The organism is Amycolatopsis keratiniphila subsp. keratiniphila (assembly GCF_001620365.2).
GTDB classification, from domain to species: domain Bacteria; phylum Actinomycetota; class Actinomycetes; order Mycobacteriales; family Pseudonocardiaceae; genus Amycolatopsis; species Amycolatopsis keratiniphila.
This window is the reverse complement of record NZ_LQMT02000044.1, coordinates 1-15,941: the sequence shown is the minus strand read 5'-3', so window position 1 is coordinate 15,941 and position 15,941 is coordinate 1. Positions and strand designations below refer to the sequence as shown.

Sequence of the window (15,941 nt, the reverse complement as noted above, 5' to 3'; positions counted from 1 at the left end):
ACAGAATCGGCACTGGGAGACTGCGCGCATGAGCGAGCTGACCGTGCTGGGCAGCTGCGGCGCCTGGCCCGAACCCGGCCTGGCCTGCGCCGGCTTCCTCCTGGTCCACGAAGGCTTCAAGGTGGTGCTCGACCTCGGCTACGGGGCCGCGTCACGGCTGTTCGGGCACTGCCCCGGAGGCCGGGTCGACGCGGTGGTGGTGACGCACGAGCATCCCGATCACTGCGCCGACGTGAGCGCGCTGGGCCGGGCCCGCGCCTACGGGCTGCCGGACGAGCCGAGGATCCCGCTGCACTGCACGCCGGGCACGGTGCGACGGCTCGAAGCCATGGAGCCGCGCCCGCATCCGACGACGATCTTCGACGTGCACGAACTCGGCCCGCCGCGCGAGGTCGGGCCCTTCCGGATGGCGACGTTCCTGCTGCCGCACCACGTGCCGAACTACGGGATCCGGCTGACCGCGCCCGGGCTCACCGTCGCCTACACCGGAGACAGCGGGCCCAGCCCGATCATCGCGGAGCTGGCACGCGACGCCGACCTGCTCATCGCCGACGCCACGCTCCAAGGCCCCTCCCCCGACGAGACGCCACGCCTGGTGTCGACGGCGGGCGAGGCCGGGTACTGGGCCGAGCGCGGCGGCGCCCGGCGGCTGCTGCTCACCCACTTCTGGCCCGGGTCCGACCGCGGGATCTCGGTGGCCGAAGCGCGGAAAGAGTTCAGCGGCGAGGTCCTGGCGGCGGCGGAAGGCACCCACCTGCGTTTAGCGGGCTAAACGCGATCCCGCAGGTCAGAGCGCACGTCGCAGTTAGCGGGCTAAACGCGAAATCGCAGGTCACGGGCCACATTTCGACCCTTCGACCGGGGGCGCGAACTCGGCCGAAACCCATTTGCCCTCGGCGATCTTGCGGAAGCCGTTCTCGACCACCGGCTGCGCGTCGATCTTCGCGTCCTTGACGTACTTGCCGACGATCTTCTGCCCACCGGGGGCGTCGCGCGCGTTGAGCACGTCCGCGGTCACCACGACCTGGCAACCGGTCGGGCTCGACGCGCTCGACTCCCTGTCCTGTCCCGAGATGGCGACGACGACGATCAGCGCCAGTCCACCACCGATGAACAGGACCGGTTTCGAGATGGCCATGATGGTCACTCCTCGAACAAGGGAATCGTTTTCCGTCCGGTCCAGAGTGGCAGAAGCCGGGGCGGTCGCCCAGATCCCGGATCGCCTACCACCCGGAGGCGCCAACCCCGCTACCCACCGTCACAGCGCGAAAAGGCCCCCTTCCGCGAGGGAAGGGGGCCTTCAAACGCTTACGCGACTCAGCCCTGGGCGATCTTCTTGGCCAGGTTGGCGTCCAGCGTCGCGAGGAACTCCTCGGTGGTCTGGAACGCCTGGTCCTTGCTGATGAGCAGCGCGAGGTCCTTGGTCATCTTGCCGCTCTCGACGGTCTCGATGACGACCTGCTCCAGCTTGTTCGCGAAGCCGATCAGCTCCGGGTTCGAGTCCAGCTTGCCGCGGTGCTCGAGGCCACGGGTCCACGCGAAGATGGACGCGATCGGGTTCGTCGAGGTCGGCTTGCCCTGCTGGTGCTGGCGGTAGTGCCGGGTCACCGTGCCGTGCGCGGCCTCGGCCTCGACGGTCTTGCCGTCCGGGGTGCGCAGCACCGAGGTCATCAGGCCCAGCGAGCCGAAGCCCTGCGCGACCGTGTCGGACTGCACGTCACCGTCGTAGTTCTTGCAGGCCCAGACGTAGCCGCCCTCCCACTTCATCGCCGCGGCGACCATGTCGTCGATCAGGCGGTGCTCGTAGGTGATGCCCTTGGCGTCGAAGTCGGCCTTGAACTCGGCCTGGTAGATCTCCTCGAACACGTCCTTGAACATGCCGTCGTAGGCCTTCAGGATGGTGTTCTTGGTCGACATGTAGACCGGGTACTCGCGGTCGAGGCCGTACTGCAGCGAGGCACGCGCGAAGTCCTCGATGGACTTGCGGAAGTTGAACATCCCCATGGCGACGCCGCCGCCCTCGGGGTACTGCGCGACCTGGAACTCCATCGGCTCGGAACCGTCGGCCGGGGTGTAGGTCATGGTCAGCGTGCCCGGGCCGGGGACCTTGAAGTTGGTCGCCTTGTACTGGTCACCGTGCGCGTGACGGCCGATGATGATCGGCTTGGTCCAGCCCGGTACCAGGCGCGGGATGTTCTGGATGACGATCGGCTCGCGGAAGATCACGCCGCCGAGGATGTTGCGGATCGTCCCGTTGGGCGACAGCCACATCTTCTTCAGGCCGAATTCTTCGACGCGCGCCTCGTCCGGCGTGATCGTGGCGCACTTGACGCCGACGCCGTGCTTCTTGATCGCGTTGGCGGAGTCGACGGTGATCTGGTCGTCGGTGCGGTCCCGCTCCTCGATGCCCAGGTCGTAGTACTCCAGGTTCACGTCCAGGTACGGGTGGATCAGCCTGTCCTTGATGAACTGCCAAATGATGCGGGTCATCTCATCACCGTCGAGCTCGACGACGGTGCCCTGGACCTTGATCTTGGCCATGAGCAGCGGTGCTCCTTCCGCGGATTTTCGCGTTTCTTCTTCAGTCTCTCCGGTAGCGGTACAAGCGTACTGCTTAACGGTCCTGGATGGTTCCAGTAGTGGTCGGTATCAAGTCTCCACGAGGCGGATGTGTCCGACGTCACCCGGTCGCGCGACGGCCATCCGGCCGTCACGGGAACGGTGGCGACCGCGTCATCATCGAACCGAACCCGACAATCGGCACGTCGGCCACCGGAAAGGCGGACTTCATGACCACCGACCCCTACGCCGTGCAGCCGGCGCCGTACGTCCAGCCTAGGCAAAGCAGCCGCGCGGTGCCCCGGGTGATCAGCGGGCTCGGCGGTTTCCTGCTCACGCCGGTCGCGCTCGGCGTGACCATCTACGGCGGCACGCTGCTCCAGCGGGGTTTCTCGCGCTCCCTGTCCGTCATCGAGGACCCGCTCGGCATCGTCCTCCTGTTCCTGGGCGGCCTGCTCCTGCTCGGTGTCGCGTTCCTCGGGGCGTTGTCCGGGCTCGGGCCGGTGCTGGGCGGGCTGGTGTGGGGTGTGCTGCCGGGCGTGGGGTTCCTCCTGAGCCCGCGCGACGTCATGAGCGTCATCTACGACATCGGCGGCAGCGGCCTCGGTGTCGGCCTGGTGACCTGGCTGGTGATGGGCGCGCTGGTCGGGAGCGGTTTCCTGTTGATCGGGGCAGGTCTGGTGGGCACCCTCTCGCGGCGTCGCTCAAATCGCGTTTAGCGGGCTAAACGCGCTCCGCGGAGATCAAAGTGAACCGGAGGGGGGCGGAATCCGTAGTCCGGGTCAGGGAGGTGACCCGCCCATGTCATCGCACCGGTACGTCGCGGAGTACGACGACGAGGACTACCAGGAGTACGGCGAGTACGAACAGCCCGAACACCCGCGAGACCCCCGGAGGCCGTACGAGGACGTCGAGTCCTACGAACCGTACGAGCCGTTCGACGACGACCTGGGCGCCGAAGACCCGCGCGCCGGCCGAGGCGTGCGGCGTGTCCTCAGCGGCGCGGGTGGCCTGATCCTGACGCCGGTCGCCCTCGGCCTGCTGTCGTGGGGCGGGCTGCGGCAGCAGATGCTCGTCCAGGCGACGCTCAGCACCCAGCGTGACGTCTTCAGCATCGGCCTGCTCGTGGGCGGCGGGATCCTCCTGCTGGCCGTCGGGCTGCTCGGCGCGCTCTCGGCGACCGGCCCGATCCTCGGCGGCCTCGTCTGGGGCGTCGCCCCCGGCGTGGCCACCATCGCCGTGCCGGAGTGGGGCTTCCGGCTGGTGAAACTGTTGCCGCAGAACGACGTCACCTACGGCGTCACGAGCTGGCTGTTCATCGGCGGCCTGCTCGCGACCGGCTTCCTCCTGATCGGTGCGGGTCTCGCGTCGAGACTCGCCCGGAGGCGCCGCTGAGCGGGCTGGGACCATCGGCGTATGGGTCTGTTCACCGTTCCCGAAGCCCGCGCCGAGCTCGCCCGGCTACGCCCGGTGCTCGACGAGCTCGTCCGGCTCCGCGCCGACGCGGCCGAGCTCGCCGCTTCCCTGCGCCCCGGCGGCCGGGAGACCACGCTCGGCGGGATGCCGGAATGGAAGGCCGCGCAGGCCCGGCTGGACGACCTGATGACCACCGTCCAGCGGACGGGTGCGGAGCTGAAGGGGTTCGCCCCGCTCCTGATCGACTTCCCCGCCGAGCTCGACGGCGTCGACGTCCTGCTGTGCTGGCTCGAAGGCGACCCGGAGCTGTCCTGGTATCACCGCGCCGACCTGGGTTTCGCCGGGCGCCGCCGCCTCCCGGATAAGGTCGGGGTGGTGAGCGAGGAGATCGCGGCCGGGCTGTTCGACGGCATCGCCGCGCACTACGACGAAGACACCTTCCACGGCTTGGTCGCCGACGCGCTCGTCGACGGTCTCGGCCGCACGGCCCCCGAACGGGTTCTCGACGTCGCGACCGGGACCGGGGTGGCCGCGTTCGCCGCGCTGCGCCTGGAGCCGGGCGAAGTGCTGGCGATCGACATCTCGCCGGGCATGATCGCCCGGGCCGAGGCGAAGGCGGCGACCCACGATCCCGGCAAGCGCATCACCTGGCAGGTCGCTTCCGCGGTCCCGTCGCCGGTGGAGGACGAGGGCGCGGACGCCGTGCTGTGCGCGTCTTCGCTGCATTTCCTCGGCGCGGCCGCCCTGCGCGACTGGCTGCGCGCGCTGCGCCCCGGTGGACGGGTCGGGTTCAGCCTGCCGATCGCGTCGGCGTTCCGGCCGTCGGAGGCGTTCGCCGCGATCGTCCCCGCCGACCTGAAGCTGCCGGAAACCGAGGACGACGCGGCGGAACTGGCCGCCGAGGCCGGCTTCACCGAGGTGACGGTGAAGCGGCTCGACGTCGAGTCCGAGGATCGGGTCCGGTCGGTGTTCGTGGTGCACGCGACCAGGCCCTGAGGTCTACAGGGGCGCGAAGAACGGCACGCACTTCGGCGCCGGGGCGTTCTCCGGGTCGAGCGCCTTGAGGATCAGGCTCGTCACGTTCGGGTCGATCGCCTGGCTGAGGTGCCCGGAAACGTCCACGCCACAACGGTCCTGCAACACGATGTCGGTCGTGCCCGGCTCGCCGAGCACGCCGCTGGTGTACGGCGTGACCACTCGATCGTGCCGGCTCACGATGCTCGTGTACGTCGGCCCGGGCACGCTCACCCCGCCGCGGGCGAGGTCGTCGAGGAACGCGGATGGCGCCAGGTATTCGCGGCACGCCCCGCACACGCCGTCGGCGAGCAGGTCGATCCCGGGCAGCGAAAGCACGGCCTTCGCCAGCTCGGAGAAGCCGTTGAGCGACGTGCCCTTGAAGTTCGAGCCGAAGCCGACGAAATGCTTCACCTTCTCCGCGCCTCCCTCGAATTTGAGGTAGTACGCGGGCATCGTCGTCCCCTCGGAATGCCCGACGATGTCGACCTTGTCCGCGCCGGTGCTCGTGCGCACGCGGTCGACGAACGCGCCGAGTTCGGCCGCGCTCTTCCGCATCGAGGCGAGCCCGCCGAACAACTGTCCACCCAGGACGGTGGAGCCGTAGGTCAGCGAATAGACGCAGTAGCCGGCGTCCTTGAGCTTCGGCGCGTGGTAGAACCAGTTCGTCGTCGCGTTGCCGCCGAGGCCGTGCACCAGCACGACGGGCTCGGGATGGCTCGCGCTCGGTTCGCACGACCAGTCGTTCCAACCGCTCGACGGCGCCGCGCTCGCCACCGCCGGGACGGCGATCGTGAACGTCAAGGCCGCGACAAGCGTGGTGAGGATCCGAGCCCGCATCCCTGCCTCCGGTTACTCGTCAGTATGTGATGCGAGTCATCATGCGTCACAAATCGACGACCGGAACCGGGAGAACGACCAGACTTACGCGCCAACTCTTGTGATGGATCACAAGGGCAGCAGCACTCGCCTTTCGATCGGGCTCGACATGACGATCGACGTCGTCGTGGAGCCGAGCGCGGACAGGTCCTCCAGCAGTTCTTCCAGGTGGCCCGTGTCGCGCACGGCGATCTTCAGGATCCAGCAGTCCTCGCCCACCACATGGTGCAGCTCGAGGATTTCGGGGCGGTCCATGATCTTCCGGGTGCGCGGATGCCGGACGGTGAACCCGCCGTGCGGTGCCATCCGCACGAACGCCCGCAGCCCGAGACCGATCCCGGACGGCGAAACGAGTGCCGCGTAGCCGGTGATCGTGCCGTCGGCTTCGAGGCGTTTGACGCGTTCGCCGACGGCGGCGGGGCTCAGCGAGACACGGCGCCCGAGTTCACTCAGGGTGATGCGGCCTTCCTCCTGGAGGAGTTCGAGAAGTCGCCGATCGATCACGTCCAGTGAGCTTTCAGTGGATCCTCGATTCGGCCGAGAATCTTTCAGCGATCCCGCCATTTCACCCATGTTTTCCCCTTCAAACACCTGGATCACCACCGTAACACTGGTGTCCATGAAGAAAGTGCTCGTTCTCGGCGGAAGCCGGTACTTCGGCCGCGGGGTGGTCGAGCGGCTGTGCGATGCCGGGATGGACATCACCGTCCTCAACCGCGGCTCCACGCCCGCGCCGTCCGGCGTCGCCCACCTGATCGCCGACCGCGACGACGAAGCCGGACTCAAAGCCGCTCTGGGTTCTCGTTCGTTCGACGTCGTCCTCGACCAGGTCTGCTACACGCCGGTCCAGGCGGAGATCGCGCGTCGCGTCCTGCGTACGGACCGCTACGTGATGACGTCCACGATCGAGGTCTACGACCAGGTCCGGACGGAGACCCCGATGACCGAATCGCTGGTCGCCCCGGCGAACGTCGACCTCGAACTTCCCGAGTACGAGTACGGCGAAGGCAAGCGACAGGCCGAAGCGGTCTTCTCGGCGGGAGACACGCCGTTCGTCTCGGTACGCGTCGCGCACGTGCTCGGCGGCGAAGACTTCACCGGACGGCTGCGGCATTACGTCGAACGGCTGGACGCCGGCGACGCGGTCGACATCCACGCGGATCCACGCCCCTCGACGTTCATCCACGCGCGTGAAATCGCGGACTTCCTGACCTGGGCCACGCTCGCGGGCTTCACCGGTCCGGTCAACGCCGGCTCGCACGGGGAACTGTCGGCGCTCGATCTCGCCGCCGCCATCAGCACGGAGCCACGGTTTCGAGTCGTCGAGCAGGAGGCCTCACCGTTCTCCTTCGACCGCTACGCCGTCTTGGACACCTCGCGCGCGACCGGCCTCGGCTTCTCCTTCTCCACCACCACCGACTGGCTCGGCGAAGCCGTCGAAGAACTCAGAAAGGCTTGACCCCCATGCGTTACCGCAGCATCGGAGACGTCGAAGTGAGCGCGATCGGCCTTGGCGCGATGCCGCTGTCGATCGAGGGCCGTCCGGATCGGGATCGCGCGATCGCCACGATCCACGCCGCGCTCGACGCCGGGGTCACGCTGATCGACACGGCCGACTCCTACCACTGGCACGCGGACGAGATCGGCCACAACGAGGAGCTGATCGCCGCCGCACTGTCCGTCCACAGTGGAGCGGGCGAGGTGCTCGTGGCGACGAAGGGCGGGCGCGGCCGTCCCGGTGACGGCTCGTGGACCGTCACCGGGACTCCCGCGCACCTAAAGGCGGCCTGCGAGGGCTCGCTGAAGCGGCTCGGCGTCGACGCCATCGGGCTGTACCAGCTGCACAAACCCGACGAGAACGTGCCGTGGGCGGAGTCCGTCGGCGCGATCAAGGAGCTGGCCGACGAAGGCAAGATCCGGCTCGCCGGGATTTCCAACGTGTCACGGGCACAGATCCTCGAAGCACGGGAGATCCTCGGCGAGACACTGGTTTCGGTGCAGAACGAGCACGCGCCCGCGCATCTGGTGCACGAACCGGAGCTGGCGCTGTGCACCGAACTGGGGCTCGCGTATCTGCCGTGGGGCCCGCTCCGCGGGATCGGCGCGGAATTCCGTGCCGTGGCGGAGGAACGCGGCGTCAGCCCCCAGCGGGTGTGCCTGGCCTGGCTGCTCGCGAAATCGCCGTCGATGATCGCGATCCCCGGCTCGACGAGACCCGCCACGATCCGCGATTCGGCGGCCGCGGCCGATCTCGTGCTCACCGACGGCGAGCTGGCCCGCCTGCCGTGATCAGGCGCCGGCCACCAGCGCCACGCCGAGGCCGATCATCGTCGCGGCGACCAGCCCGTCCAGCACCCGCCACGACGACGGCTTGCGGAAGAACCCGCTGAGCAGCCGCGCGCCGAAACCGAGCGCGAGGAACCACAGCACGCTGGCCGATACGGCACCGACGCCGAACGCCCATCGGTCGCTGCCGTGCCCGGCCGCGATCGCGCCGAGCAGGAGGAGGGTGTCGAGGTAGACGTGCGGGTTCAGCCACGTGATCGCCAGGGTGGTCAGCACGATGCGGCGCAGCGATCCGCCGGTCTCCGGGCCGGTGGTCTCCAGCGTGGACGGCTTGAACGCGCGGCGGGCCGCGAGAGCTCCGTAGCAAAGCAGGAAGGCGCCGCCGATCAGGGCGACGACGGTCAGCGCTTCGGGTGACGTCCCCACCAGCGCGCCGACCCCGCCGACGCCGAGGCTGACCAGGATGGCGTCCGAGAAGATGCAGATCAGCACCACCACGAGGACCGCCTCACGACGGATGCCCTGGCGTAGTACGAACGCGTTCTGCGCGCCGATCGCGACGATGAGGGCCATGGTGGCGCCGAATCCGGCGCCCGCGCTGAGCAGAACGTCTCCCATAGGGACCAGGCTAGGAAGCCGCTCGTCAACAGTACAGCTAAAGATTCTTACGTAAGATTAGCGTTCGTGATGACAGATCTGCCGCTCGACCTGGTCCGCACGCTGCTGGTGGTCGCCGACGAAGGCACGTTCGACGCGGCGGCCTCGGCACTGCACGTGACCCCGTCGGCGATCAGCCAGCGCGTCAAGGCGCTCGAACAGCGCACCGGCCTCGTCCTGCTCATCCGCACGAAACCGGTGCGGCTGACTGAATCCGGGCAGGCGGTGGTGCGGTTCGGCCGTCAGATGGCCCTGCTGGAGGCCGACACCCGGGCCGAACTCGGCCTGACCGCCGGCGACGAACCGGTCCGGCTGCCGATCGCGGTCAACGCGGATTCGCTGGCGACCTGGTTCCTGCCCGCCCTCACGCGGGTGCCGCCCGAGCAGAAGATCTGCTTCGAGCTGCATCGCGAGGATCAGGACCACACCACGACCCTGCTGCGGGAGGGTCTGGTGATGGCCGCCGTGACGTCGTCACCCGATCCGGTCGCGGGATGTTCGGTGCACCGGCTCGGGCACATGCGCTACCTGGCCGTCGTGAGCCCGGAGCTCGGCACGGACCTCGACCTCGCCGAAGCACCCGTCGTCGTCTTCGACCGCCGTGACGACCTTCAGGACCGCTTCGCACGCGAGCGTGGCACGATCGCGAGCTCGCTGCGGCACTACGTCCCGTCGTCCGAAGGGTTCTTCGACGCCGTCGCGGCCGGGATGGGCTGGGGCATGGTGCCGCTCGCGCAGATCGGCGACCGCCTGCGTGACGGCACCTTCGTGTGCCTCGACCCGGATCACCCGATCGACGTACCGCTGTTCTGGCAGCAGTGGAAACTCGACTCCCCCGCACTGGCCGCGGTGTCGGGCGCCGTCACCACCGCCGCCGCGGACCTGCTGGTCGACCCACACGGATGAGGACGCGCGCACCGGGCCGGTCGTGAGATCCTGGGCGTATGACGCGCGCATTGCACCTGGTCGGGGACGAGGAAGCGGATCGGCTGCTCACCGAAGACCCGTTCGCGCTGCTCGTCGGGATGCTCCTCGACCAGCAGTTCCCGATGGAACACGCGTTCCGCGGCCCGCAGAAGATCGCGGACCGGATGGACGGTTTCGACATCAAGAAGATCCACGCGATGGACACCGAGACCTTCGTCGAACTGTGCGTGGTGCCGCCCGCGATCCACCGCTACGGCGGCTCGATGGCCCGCCGGGTGAAGGATCTCGCCCAGCACGTCGTCGAGGTCTACGACGGCGACGCGGCCGGGATCTGGACCGCCGGGCGGCCCAAACCGGACGGCCCCGAAGTCCTCAAGCGGCTCAAGGCACTGCCCGGCTACGGCGACCAGAAGGCCGCGATCTTCCTCGCGTTGCTCGGCAAGCAGCTCGGCGTGCAGCCCAAGGGCTGGCGTGCCGCCGCCGGCGCGTACGGCGACCGCGGCTCCCGGCGTTCGATCGCCGACGTCGTCGACGCGAAGACCCTCGGTGAGGTGCGCGCGTTCAAGAAGGCGGCGAAGGCGGCCGCCAAGGCTCCGGCGAAGTAGCTACTTCTTCCCGGCTCCCGGCCACGGTCCCGGTGTCTCGGCGGGCAGTTCGGCCTGCTCGACCTCGGTGCGGAACAGCCGGAAGCCGCGTGCCTGGTAGTTCTTGAGCGCGGCCGGGCCATCGGTGGTGCAGGTGTGGACCGTGACGCGGCGCGTCGGCGTCTTGCCCGGCCAGCGCTCCGCGAGCGCCCACGCCTCCCGGAGCGCGACGGTCAGCAGATGCCCTCCGAGGCCCTTGCCGACGAAGGACGACATCAGGCCGAAGTACGCGAGTTCCACTTCGCCCTCGACAGTGCCGTCGAGTTCGAAGTACCCGCACGGCGTCCCCTGCGCGTACGCCACCCAGGTCTCGACGCCCGGCCTGTCCAGCCACTCGATCCACCGCGGCCACGACCAGCCGAGCCGGTCGATCCAGAACCAGTCGCCGCCGACCGCGGTGTAGAGGTAGCGATTCAGCTCCGGGCTGACCAGCTCGGCGCGGGTGACCGTCACCGGGACGGCCGGCGGCTTCGCCGCGCTCAGGTCGTCCGGCGAGGTCTGTTCGAGGTGCCAGGTCGTGATCTCCATGCCGCGATCATTTCAGCCAGACCCGCAGCGGCCCCAGCGCCGTGTAGCCGTTGCGGAGGGCGGCGTCGAGGTCTTCGCCGTGTTCGTAGCCCGTGATCGGCAGGCCGGGGAAGCTCGCCGTGACGGCCGAGGTCGCGCCGCGCCAGGCCGCGTCCAGGTCGCCCTGAGTGTACAAATTGGACAGTCCGGCGAAGCCGCCGTCACGATTGGCCGTCACCCCGGCGACGCCGTTCGACCAAACGGCGACGGACGGATCGTCGAACGGGCCGCCGACCCGGGCCCAGCCCGGTTCGAGCGGCACGTCGGCCATCCGCGTGATCCACGTGGCCTCGAAGAGCACCTCGAAACCTTCGCTTGCGAGATCCAGGCAGCCGAAGCTGTCCTTCACCGCGCAGCTCCGCGAGGTGTCGATCCCGTCACACCACCTCACACCAGCCGGCGTTGACGCGCGCGGCGTCGGCTACACCCGGGCGAACCACAGCACGTCCGGTTCCCCTTGCGGCACCGGGATCTTCAGCTCCCGCACCTCGCCGAACCGCGCCCGAAGCCGTTTCGCGAACGACGGCACAGACTCGGCGCTCCACACCGCGAGCACCCCGCCCGGCCGCAGCCGCGCGGTGAGCAGGTCGAGCCCGGCCTCGGAGTACAACTTCGCGTTGCCGTCGGTGACCGTCCACTCAGGACCGTTGTCGATGTCGAGGCACAGCGCGTCGAACCGCTCTTCCGTCCGGCGCAACCACTTCACCAGGTCGGCCTCGACCACGGTGACCCGTTCGTCGGACAGGGCGTCGTCGTGGACGTCCTTGAGCGGGCCCTCGCGGTTCCAGCCGATCACGGCGGGCTCACGCTCGACGACCACGACCTCGCCGACGCCGGGATGATCCAGCGCGGCGCGCAGCGAATAGCCGACGCCGAGGCCGCCGATCAGCATCCGCGACTTGCCCGGCACCAGATCGGCCGCCACCGAGACGAGCAACCGTTCGGATTCACCGTTACGGGTGTCCATCAGGAAGACGCCGTTGGCGATGACCTCGAAATCGTCACCCGCCTTGCGGAGCACCAATTCGCCGCTCTTCCCGGCCACCTTGTCGAGTACGTCGGTCATCCGGGCAGCCTATCGACGACGGTCAGAGCAAGCCCGCCAATTTGTACAACACCAGGCTGCCCGCGACGGCGACGTTGAGACTCGCCCCGGTGCCCACCATCGGGATTTCGACGACGGTGTCGAGAAGGTCGAGCGCTTCCGGCGGAATCCCCTGCTGCTCATGGCCGAGCACGGCGATCGTCCGCCCCCGCGCGGGCGGGAGATCGGCGAGGCGCACGGCTTCGTCGGCGAGTTCGACGCCGACGATCGCCGAGCCCGCCGCCTTCTCCCGCGTCAGCCAGCCGGGTGGATCGTGCACCCAGTGCACACAAGCCGGACGCCGCAACGTGTTCCCCCGGCGCAGCGCCTCCGGCACCCAGGGAAACCTCGGCACGGCAAGGCAAGCACCCACGGCGTCGCAGGTCCGCAGCAGGGTGCCGAGGTTCGCGCCGTGCAGTGGCCACAGCGGTGCCACGACGAGATGACCCCAGCAGGAATGGGATTTCCTTCTTCTGGCCGCACGCAACTCCGAGGGCGTGCGGACCCGGATCGACGGGCTCACCGGACGTGAGGCGTCGCGCCTCCAAGGATTTCGAGGATCATGCCGACACTGTAGCGGGATCACCCCGACGCTCCTAACCTTGAAACGTCGGAGGTGATTCTCATGCAGGCGACCGTCGGAGACGAGATCCACGTGCACGGACGCACGGTGGGCTCGGCCGAACAACGCGGCGAGATCCTCGAGGTACGCGGCGAACACGGTGCCCCGCCGTATCTCGTCCGGTTCGCGGACGGACACGAAGGGCTGGTCTTCCCCGGCCCCGACTGCGAAGTCCAGGCGCGCGCCGAGTAGCCGTCACTCGGCCATGGCGGGCTGCTTCACGCGGCTTCGCCAGCCCGCCACGACCACGGCCGCGCCGAGCGCGGTCAGCACCGCCGCGATCTCGGGCAGCAGGAGCGGCCCGCCGCCGCTGAGCACCGCTCCCCCGACCAGGCCGGAGAGGCCGACGCCGAGGTAGATCGCGGACGCGTTGAGCGAGAGCACGAGCCCGGCGTTCTGCTTGGACAGCTCGATCAGCCGGTGCTGGATCGGCGGGTTGACCGACCAGGTGGCCAGGCCCCAGAGGAAGAGGACGACGGCCGCGCCCGCGACGGTGGTCGCCACCAGCGGCAGCATCGCGAGCACCACGGTGATCCCGCCGAACACGATCAGCAGCGGTCCCCTGGCGCCCCAGCGGTCGGTCGCGCGGCCGCCGAGGACGTTGCCGAGCGCGCCGCCCGCGCCGTAGACGAACAGCAGCAGGCTGACCGTCGTGCCGTGGATCCCCGCGGTGGCCGACAGGACCGGCGAGATGAAGGTGTAGACGGAGAACGCGGCGAGGCAGCCGAGCACGGTCGCGCCGAGCATGGCGAGCACGCGCGGATCCTTGGCGACGGTGAAGCGTTCGGCCAGCCGGACCGGAGGCGGCGCCGGGACGGCGGGCAAGACCAGCCGGACGGCGAAGGCGCCGAGAAGCGAGAAGGCCGCGACGAGCGCGAAGACGGCCTGGTAGCCGACGCTCTGCGAAAGGACGCTGCCGAGCGGGACGCCCAAGATCGTCGCGACGGTGAGCCCACCGAAGACGAGCGCGACCGCGCGGCCGCGGCGTTCGGGCGAGGTGAGTTCGGCGGCGACGGCGCTCGCGGCCGGGGTGAAGACCGCCGCGCCGATCGCGGTGACGACCCGCGCGAGCAGCAGGGTCACGTAGCCGGGCGCGAGGGCGGCGAGCGCGTTGCCGATGGCGGTGACGACGAGCGCGGCGACCAGGAGCGTGCGGCGTTCCCAGCGGCCGGTGACCGCGGCGAACAGTGGCGAGCCGACCGCGTACGCGATGGCGAAGGCGGTGACCAGCTGGGCGGCGGCGGTCTCGGAGACCGCGAGCTCGCCGGTCAGCGCCGGCAGCAGCCCGGCGACGACGTAACCGCTGGTGCCGACCGCGAAGGTGCCGAGCGCCAGCACCGCGGTCCTGGGTGGTGCGAAAGTCATGAGTCCCCAGCTCCAGACCCCGCGGATCGCGTTTAGCCCGCTAAACGCAGGTCGGCGCCGGATCGCGGTTAGCCCGCGAAAGGCGATCCGGGGGTCGTTGTTCGATGGTGGTCGTAGTTCGATGGTGACCGTACTACGAACTCGCGTCAAGTTCGAGGGGCGTCGTACTATGGACGGATGGCCGCGACGACCCCGCAGTACGTCTATCCCGATCAGGACGAGATCCGGATCGAGGCGGTCCTCGCCGCGCTCGCGGACCCGGTCCGCCTCGACATGGTCCGCCAGCTGGCCGCCTCCGAGACCGAGATCTCGTGCAGCGGTTTCGACGTCGCCGTGACCAAGTCCACACTGACCCATCACCTGCGCACACTGCGCGAAGCGGGCATCATCATGGGCCGCCAGCAGGGCACCACCCGATACAACTCGTTGCGCCGCAACGATCTCGACGAGCTGTTCCCCGGCCTGCTCCAGGGCGTGCTCGCCGCCCGCCGCTGAGGGTGGTCAGCCTCACCCGAAACCGGGATGACAAACGGCCCCTCGATCCGTTGAACTGGACGCAGGACAGCTCGTCGACGCTGGGGCCGCACGCGCTGTCTTCTTTTGTGCCCGAGACCTAAATCGATTCAGCTCCCCATCCGCGACGCTGGGCGAGTAATCGTTTACTCACGTACGACCCTCGAAGGGAGAGCCGTGCCCGTCGCGCTGCTCGCGCTCGCCATCGGTGCCTTCGGCATCGGGACCACCGAATTCGTCATGATGGGCGTACTGCCCGAAGCCGCCGCGGACTTCGGCGTGTCGATCCCGTCCGCCGGTTACCTCATCTCCGGCTACGCCCTCGGCGTCGTGGTCGGTGCCCCGCTGCTCACCGCCGCCGCCGTCCGGCTGCCACGCAAGACGATGCTGCTGGCGATGATGGGGCTGTTCACGCTCGGCAACACCCTCTTCGCGCTCTCGCCGAACCAGGAGTTCGGTGTCGCCTTCCGCTTCCTCGCCGGCCTGCCGCACGGCGCGTTCTTCGGCGCCGGCGCGGTCGTCGCGTCCAGCCTGGCCAAGCCGGGCGAACGCGCGAAGGCCGTCTCGATGATGTTCATGGGCCTGACCCTGGCCAACGTCGTCGGCGTGCCGCTGGGCACGCTGCTCGGCCAGAAGGTCGGCTGGCGCGCGACCTTCGGCGTCGTCGCCGTGATCGGCCTGCTCGCCATGGCCGCGATCGCGAAACTGGTCCCCCACCAGGGCAAACCGGTCGAGCCGTCGCTGCGTGGCGAACTCGGCGCCTTCCGCCGTCCGCAGGTGTGGCTCGCCCTCGCGATCGTCACCTTCGGCCTCGGCGGCGTGTTCGCCTGCCTGTCCTACATCGCGCCGATGCTGACCGACGTCACCGGCTACTCGCCCTCGAACGTCACCCTGCTGCTCTCGCTGGCCGGGGTCGGCATGACGATCGGCAACATCCTCGGCGGCAGGCTCGCCGACAAGGCGCTGATGCCGAGCCTCTACGTCTCGCTGATCGGCCTGGCCGCGGTGCTGGCCATCTTCACCTTCACCGCGAACGGCAAGGTCGGCGCGGCGGTGACGATCTTCTTCGTCGGCCTCGCCGGATTCATGATCGGCCCGATGATGCAGGCCCGGATCATGGAGAAGGCGGGCGGGACGCCGTCGCTGGTCTCCGCGGCCGTGCAGTCGGCGTTCAACATCGCGAACTCGATCGGCGCCTACCTGGGCGGCCTGGTGATCGCGGGCGGCTTCGGCCTGGTCGCGCCGAACTGGGTCGGCGCGTCGCTGGCCGTCCTGGGGCTCTCGCTGGCCGTGGTGTCCGGCGGCATGGACCGCCGCGAAGCACGCCTGGCGCCCGCGATGGCTTCCTGACCACTCACTGCGCGTGAAGGCCCCCTTCCCTCGGCTCAGCCGAGGGAAGGGGGCCTTC

Annotated in this window: 21 protein-coding genes; 11 read left to right on the top strand and 10 right to left on the bottom strand. The window is 69.3% G+C overall.

Annotation, left to right across the window (positions count from 1 at the left end; genetic code table 11):
- Positions 1-28 precede the first annotated feature (28 nt).
- Positions 29-772: an MBL fold metallo-hydrolase gene (locus AVR91_RS40055; protein ID WP_063271923.1), complete on the top strand. Its 744-nt coding sequence runs from the start codon at positions 29-31 to the stop codon at positions 770-772.
- A 60-nt stretch (positions 773-832) separates the two neighbouring features.
- Here the strand turns inward: AVR91_RS40055 and AVR91_RS40050 are convergent, their stop codons facing one another.
- Both AVR91_RS40050 and AVR91_RS40045 read right to left on the bottom strand, forming a co-directional pair.
- Positions 833-1,138: a hypothetical protein gene (locus AVR91_RS40050; RefSeq protein WP_083650038.1), complete on the bottom strand. Its 306-nt coding sequence runs from the start codon at positions 1,136-1,138 to the stop codon at positions 833-835.
- Between the two features lie 179 nt (positions 1,139-1,317).
- Positions 1,318-2,541 carry an NADP-dependent isocitrate dehydrogenase gene (locus tag AVR91_RS40045; protein WP_016331238.1) on the bottom strand — a complete coding sequence of 408 codons (1,224 nt, stop codon included), beginning with the start codon at positions 2,539-2,541 and terminating at the stop codon, positions 1,318-1,320.
- Between the two features lie 248 nt (positions 2,542-2,789).
- Between AVR91_RS40045 and AVR91_RS40040 the strand changes: the two genes are divergently transcribed.
- The 3 genes from AVR91_RS40040 to AVR91_RS40030 all read left to right on the top strand — a co-directional run bounded on the left by AVR91_RS40040 (position 2,790) and on the right by AVR91_RS40030 (position 4,971).
- Positions 2,790-3,278 carry a hypothetical protein gene (locus tag AVR91_RS40040; protein WP_228708025.1) on the top strand — a complete coding sequence of 163 codons (489 nt, stop codon included), beginning with the start codon at positions 2,790-2,792 and terminating at the stop codon, positions 3,276-3,278.
- Positions 3,279-3,360: 82 nt separating this feature from the next.
- A complete protein-coding gene (locus AVR91_RS40035) occupies positions 3,361-3,954 on the top strand; it encodes a hypothetical protein (protein WP_063271924.1) in 594 nt (197 codons plus the stop codon).
- A 21-nt stretch (positions 3,955-3,975) separates the two neighbouring features.
- Positions 3,976-4,971 (top strand): DUF2203 family protein, encoded by a 996-nt coding sequence (locus AVR91_RS40030; RefSeq protein ID WP_063271925.1) that lies wholly within the window; start codon positions 3,976-3,978, stop codon positions 4,969-4,971.
- 3 nt (positions 4,972-4,974) lie between these two features.
- Here AVR91_RS40030 and AVR91_RS40025 read toward each other — a convergent pair whose 3' ends face one another.
- On the bottom strand, positions 4,975-5,829 hold the full coding sequence (locus tag AVR91_RS40025; RefSeq protein ID WP_063271926.1) for an esterase/lipase family protein: 855 nt from the start codon (positions 5,827-5,829) through the stop codon (positions 4,975-4,977).
- Positions 5,830-5,937: 108 nt separating this feature from the next.
- Positions 5,938-6,372, bottom strand: coding sequence for an Lrp/AsnC family transcriptional regulator (locus AVR91_RS40020; protein WP_267284151.1), 435 nt, complete (start codon positions 6,370-6,372; stop codon positions 5,938-5,940).
- A 115-nt stretch (positions 6,373-6,487) separates the two neighbouring features.
- Here AVR91_RS40020 and AVR91_RS40015 point away from each other — a divergent pair, with 115 nt between their 5' ends.
- Both AVR91_RS40015 and AVR91_RS40010 read left to right on the top strand, forming a co-directional pair.
- Positions 6,488-7,327, top strand: coding sequence for a Rossmann-fold NAD(P)-binding domain-containing protein (locus AVR91_RS40015; protein ID WP_063271927.1), 840 nt, complete (start codon positions 6,488-6,490; stop codon positions 7,325-7,327).
- Positions 7,328-7,332: 5 nt separating this feature from the next.
- The gene (locus AVR91_RS40010; RefSeq protein ID WP_063271928.1) at positions 7,333-8,157 is read left to right on the top strand and encodes an aldo/keto reductase; all 825 of its coding nucleotides are present in this window, start codon (positions 7,333-7,335) and stop codon (positions 8,155-8,157) included.
- On the opposite strand, the gene AVR91_RS40005 is transcribed toward AVR91_RS40010, so the two are convergent.
- Entirely contained in the window at positions 8,158-8,772 is a 615-nt protein-coding gene (locus AVR91_RS40005) for a LysE/ArgO family amino acid transporter (RefSeq protein ID WP_063271929.1), read from the bottom strand.
- A gap of 66 nt (positions 8,773-8,838) precedes the next feature.
- On the opposite strand from AVR91_RS40005, the gene AVR91_RS40000 reads away from it, so the two are divergent.
- Both AVR91_RS40000 and AVR91_RS39995 read left to right on the top strand, forming a co-directional pair.
- A complete protein-coding gene (locus tag AVR91_RS40000) occupies positions 8,839-9,717 on the top strand; it encodes a LysR family transcriptional regulator ArgP (protein WP_063271930.1) in 879 nt (292 codons plus the stop codon).
- A 38-nt stretch (positions 9,718-9,755) separates the two neighbouring features.
- Positions 9,756-10,343: an HhH-GPD-type base excision DNA repair protein gene (locus tag AVR91_RS39995; RefSeq protein ID WP_016331228.1), complete on the top strand. Its 588-nt coding sequence runs from the start codon at positions 9,756-9,758 to the stop codon at positions 10,341-10,343.
- Here the strand turns inward: AVR91_RS39995 and AVR91_RS39990 are convergent, their stop codons facing one another.
- From AVR91_RS39990 to AVR91_RS39975, 4 genes are all read right to left on the bottom strand, one after another.
- Positions 10,344-10,910: a GNAT family N-acetyltransferase gene (locus tag AVR91_RS39990; RefSeq protein WP_063271931.1), complete on the bottom strand. Its 567-nt coding sequence runs from the start codon at positions 10,908-10,910 to the stop codon at positions 10,344-10,346.
- A gap of 7 nt (positions 10,911-10,917) precedes the next feature.
- Entirely contained in the window at positions 10,918-11,298 is a 381-nt protein-coding gene (locus tag AVR91_RS39985) for a hypothetical protein (protein WP_228709469.1), read from the bottom strand.
- Between the two features lie 72 nt (positions 11,299-11,370).
- Complete coding sequence (locus AVR91_RS39980) at positions 11,371-12,015, bottom strand: spermine/spermidine synthase domain-containing protein (protein ID WP_063271932.1); 645 nt, start codon at positions 12,013-12,015, stop codon at positions 11,371-11,373.
- A gap of 22 nt (positions 12,016-12,037) precedes the next feature.
- On the bottom strand, positions 12,038-12,469 hold the full coding sequence (locus AVR91_RS39975) for a TrmH family RNA methyltransferase (protein ID WP_211282825.1): 432 nt from the start codon (positions 12,467-12,469) through the stop codon (positions 12,038-12,040).
- A gap of 189 nt (positions 12,470-12,658) precedes the next feature.
- On the opposite strand from AVR91_RS39975, the gene AVR91_RS39970 reads away from it, so the two are divergent.
- Positions 12,659-12,847: a DUF1918 domain-containing protein gene (locus tag AVR91_RS39970; RefSeq protein WP_016331223.1), complete on the top strand. Its 189-nt coding sequence runs from the start codon at positions 12,659-12,661 to the stop codon at positions 12,845-12,847.
- A 3-nt stretch (positions 12,848-12,850) separates the two neighbouring features.
- Here the strand turns inward: AVR91_RS39970 and AVR91_RS39965 are convergent, their stop codons facing one another.
- Positions 12,851-14,020, bottom strand: a complete 1,170-nt coding sequence (locus AVR91_RS39965; protein ID WP_063271933.1) for an MFS transporter — start codon at positions 14,018-14,020, stop codon at positions 12,851-12,853.
- A 177-nt stretch (positions 14,021-14,197) separates the two neighbouring features.
- Between AVR91_RS39965 and AVR91_RS39960 the strand changes: the two genes are divergently transcribed.
- Both AVR91_RS39960 and AVR91_RS39955 read left to right on the top strand, forming a co-directional pair.
- Complete coding sequence (locus tag AVR91_RS39960; protein WP_063271934.1) at positions 14,198-14,515, top strand: ArsR/SmtB family transcription factor; 318 nt, start codon at positions 14,198-14,200, stop codon at positions 14,513-14,515.
- Positions 14,516-14,710: 195 nt separating this feature from the next.
- On the top strand, positions 14,711-15,883 hold the full coding sequence (locus AVR91_RS39955; protein ID WP_016331220.1) for an MFS transporter: 1,173 nt from the start codon (positions 14,711-14,713) through the stop codon (positions 15,881-15,883).
- The last annotated feature ends 58 nt before the right edge of the window (positions 15,884-15,941 follow it).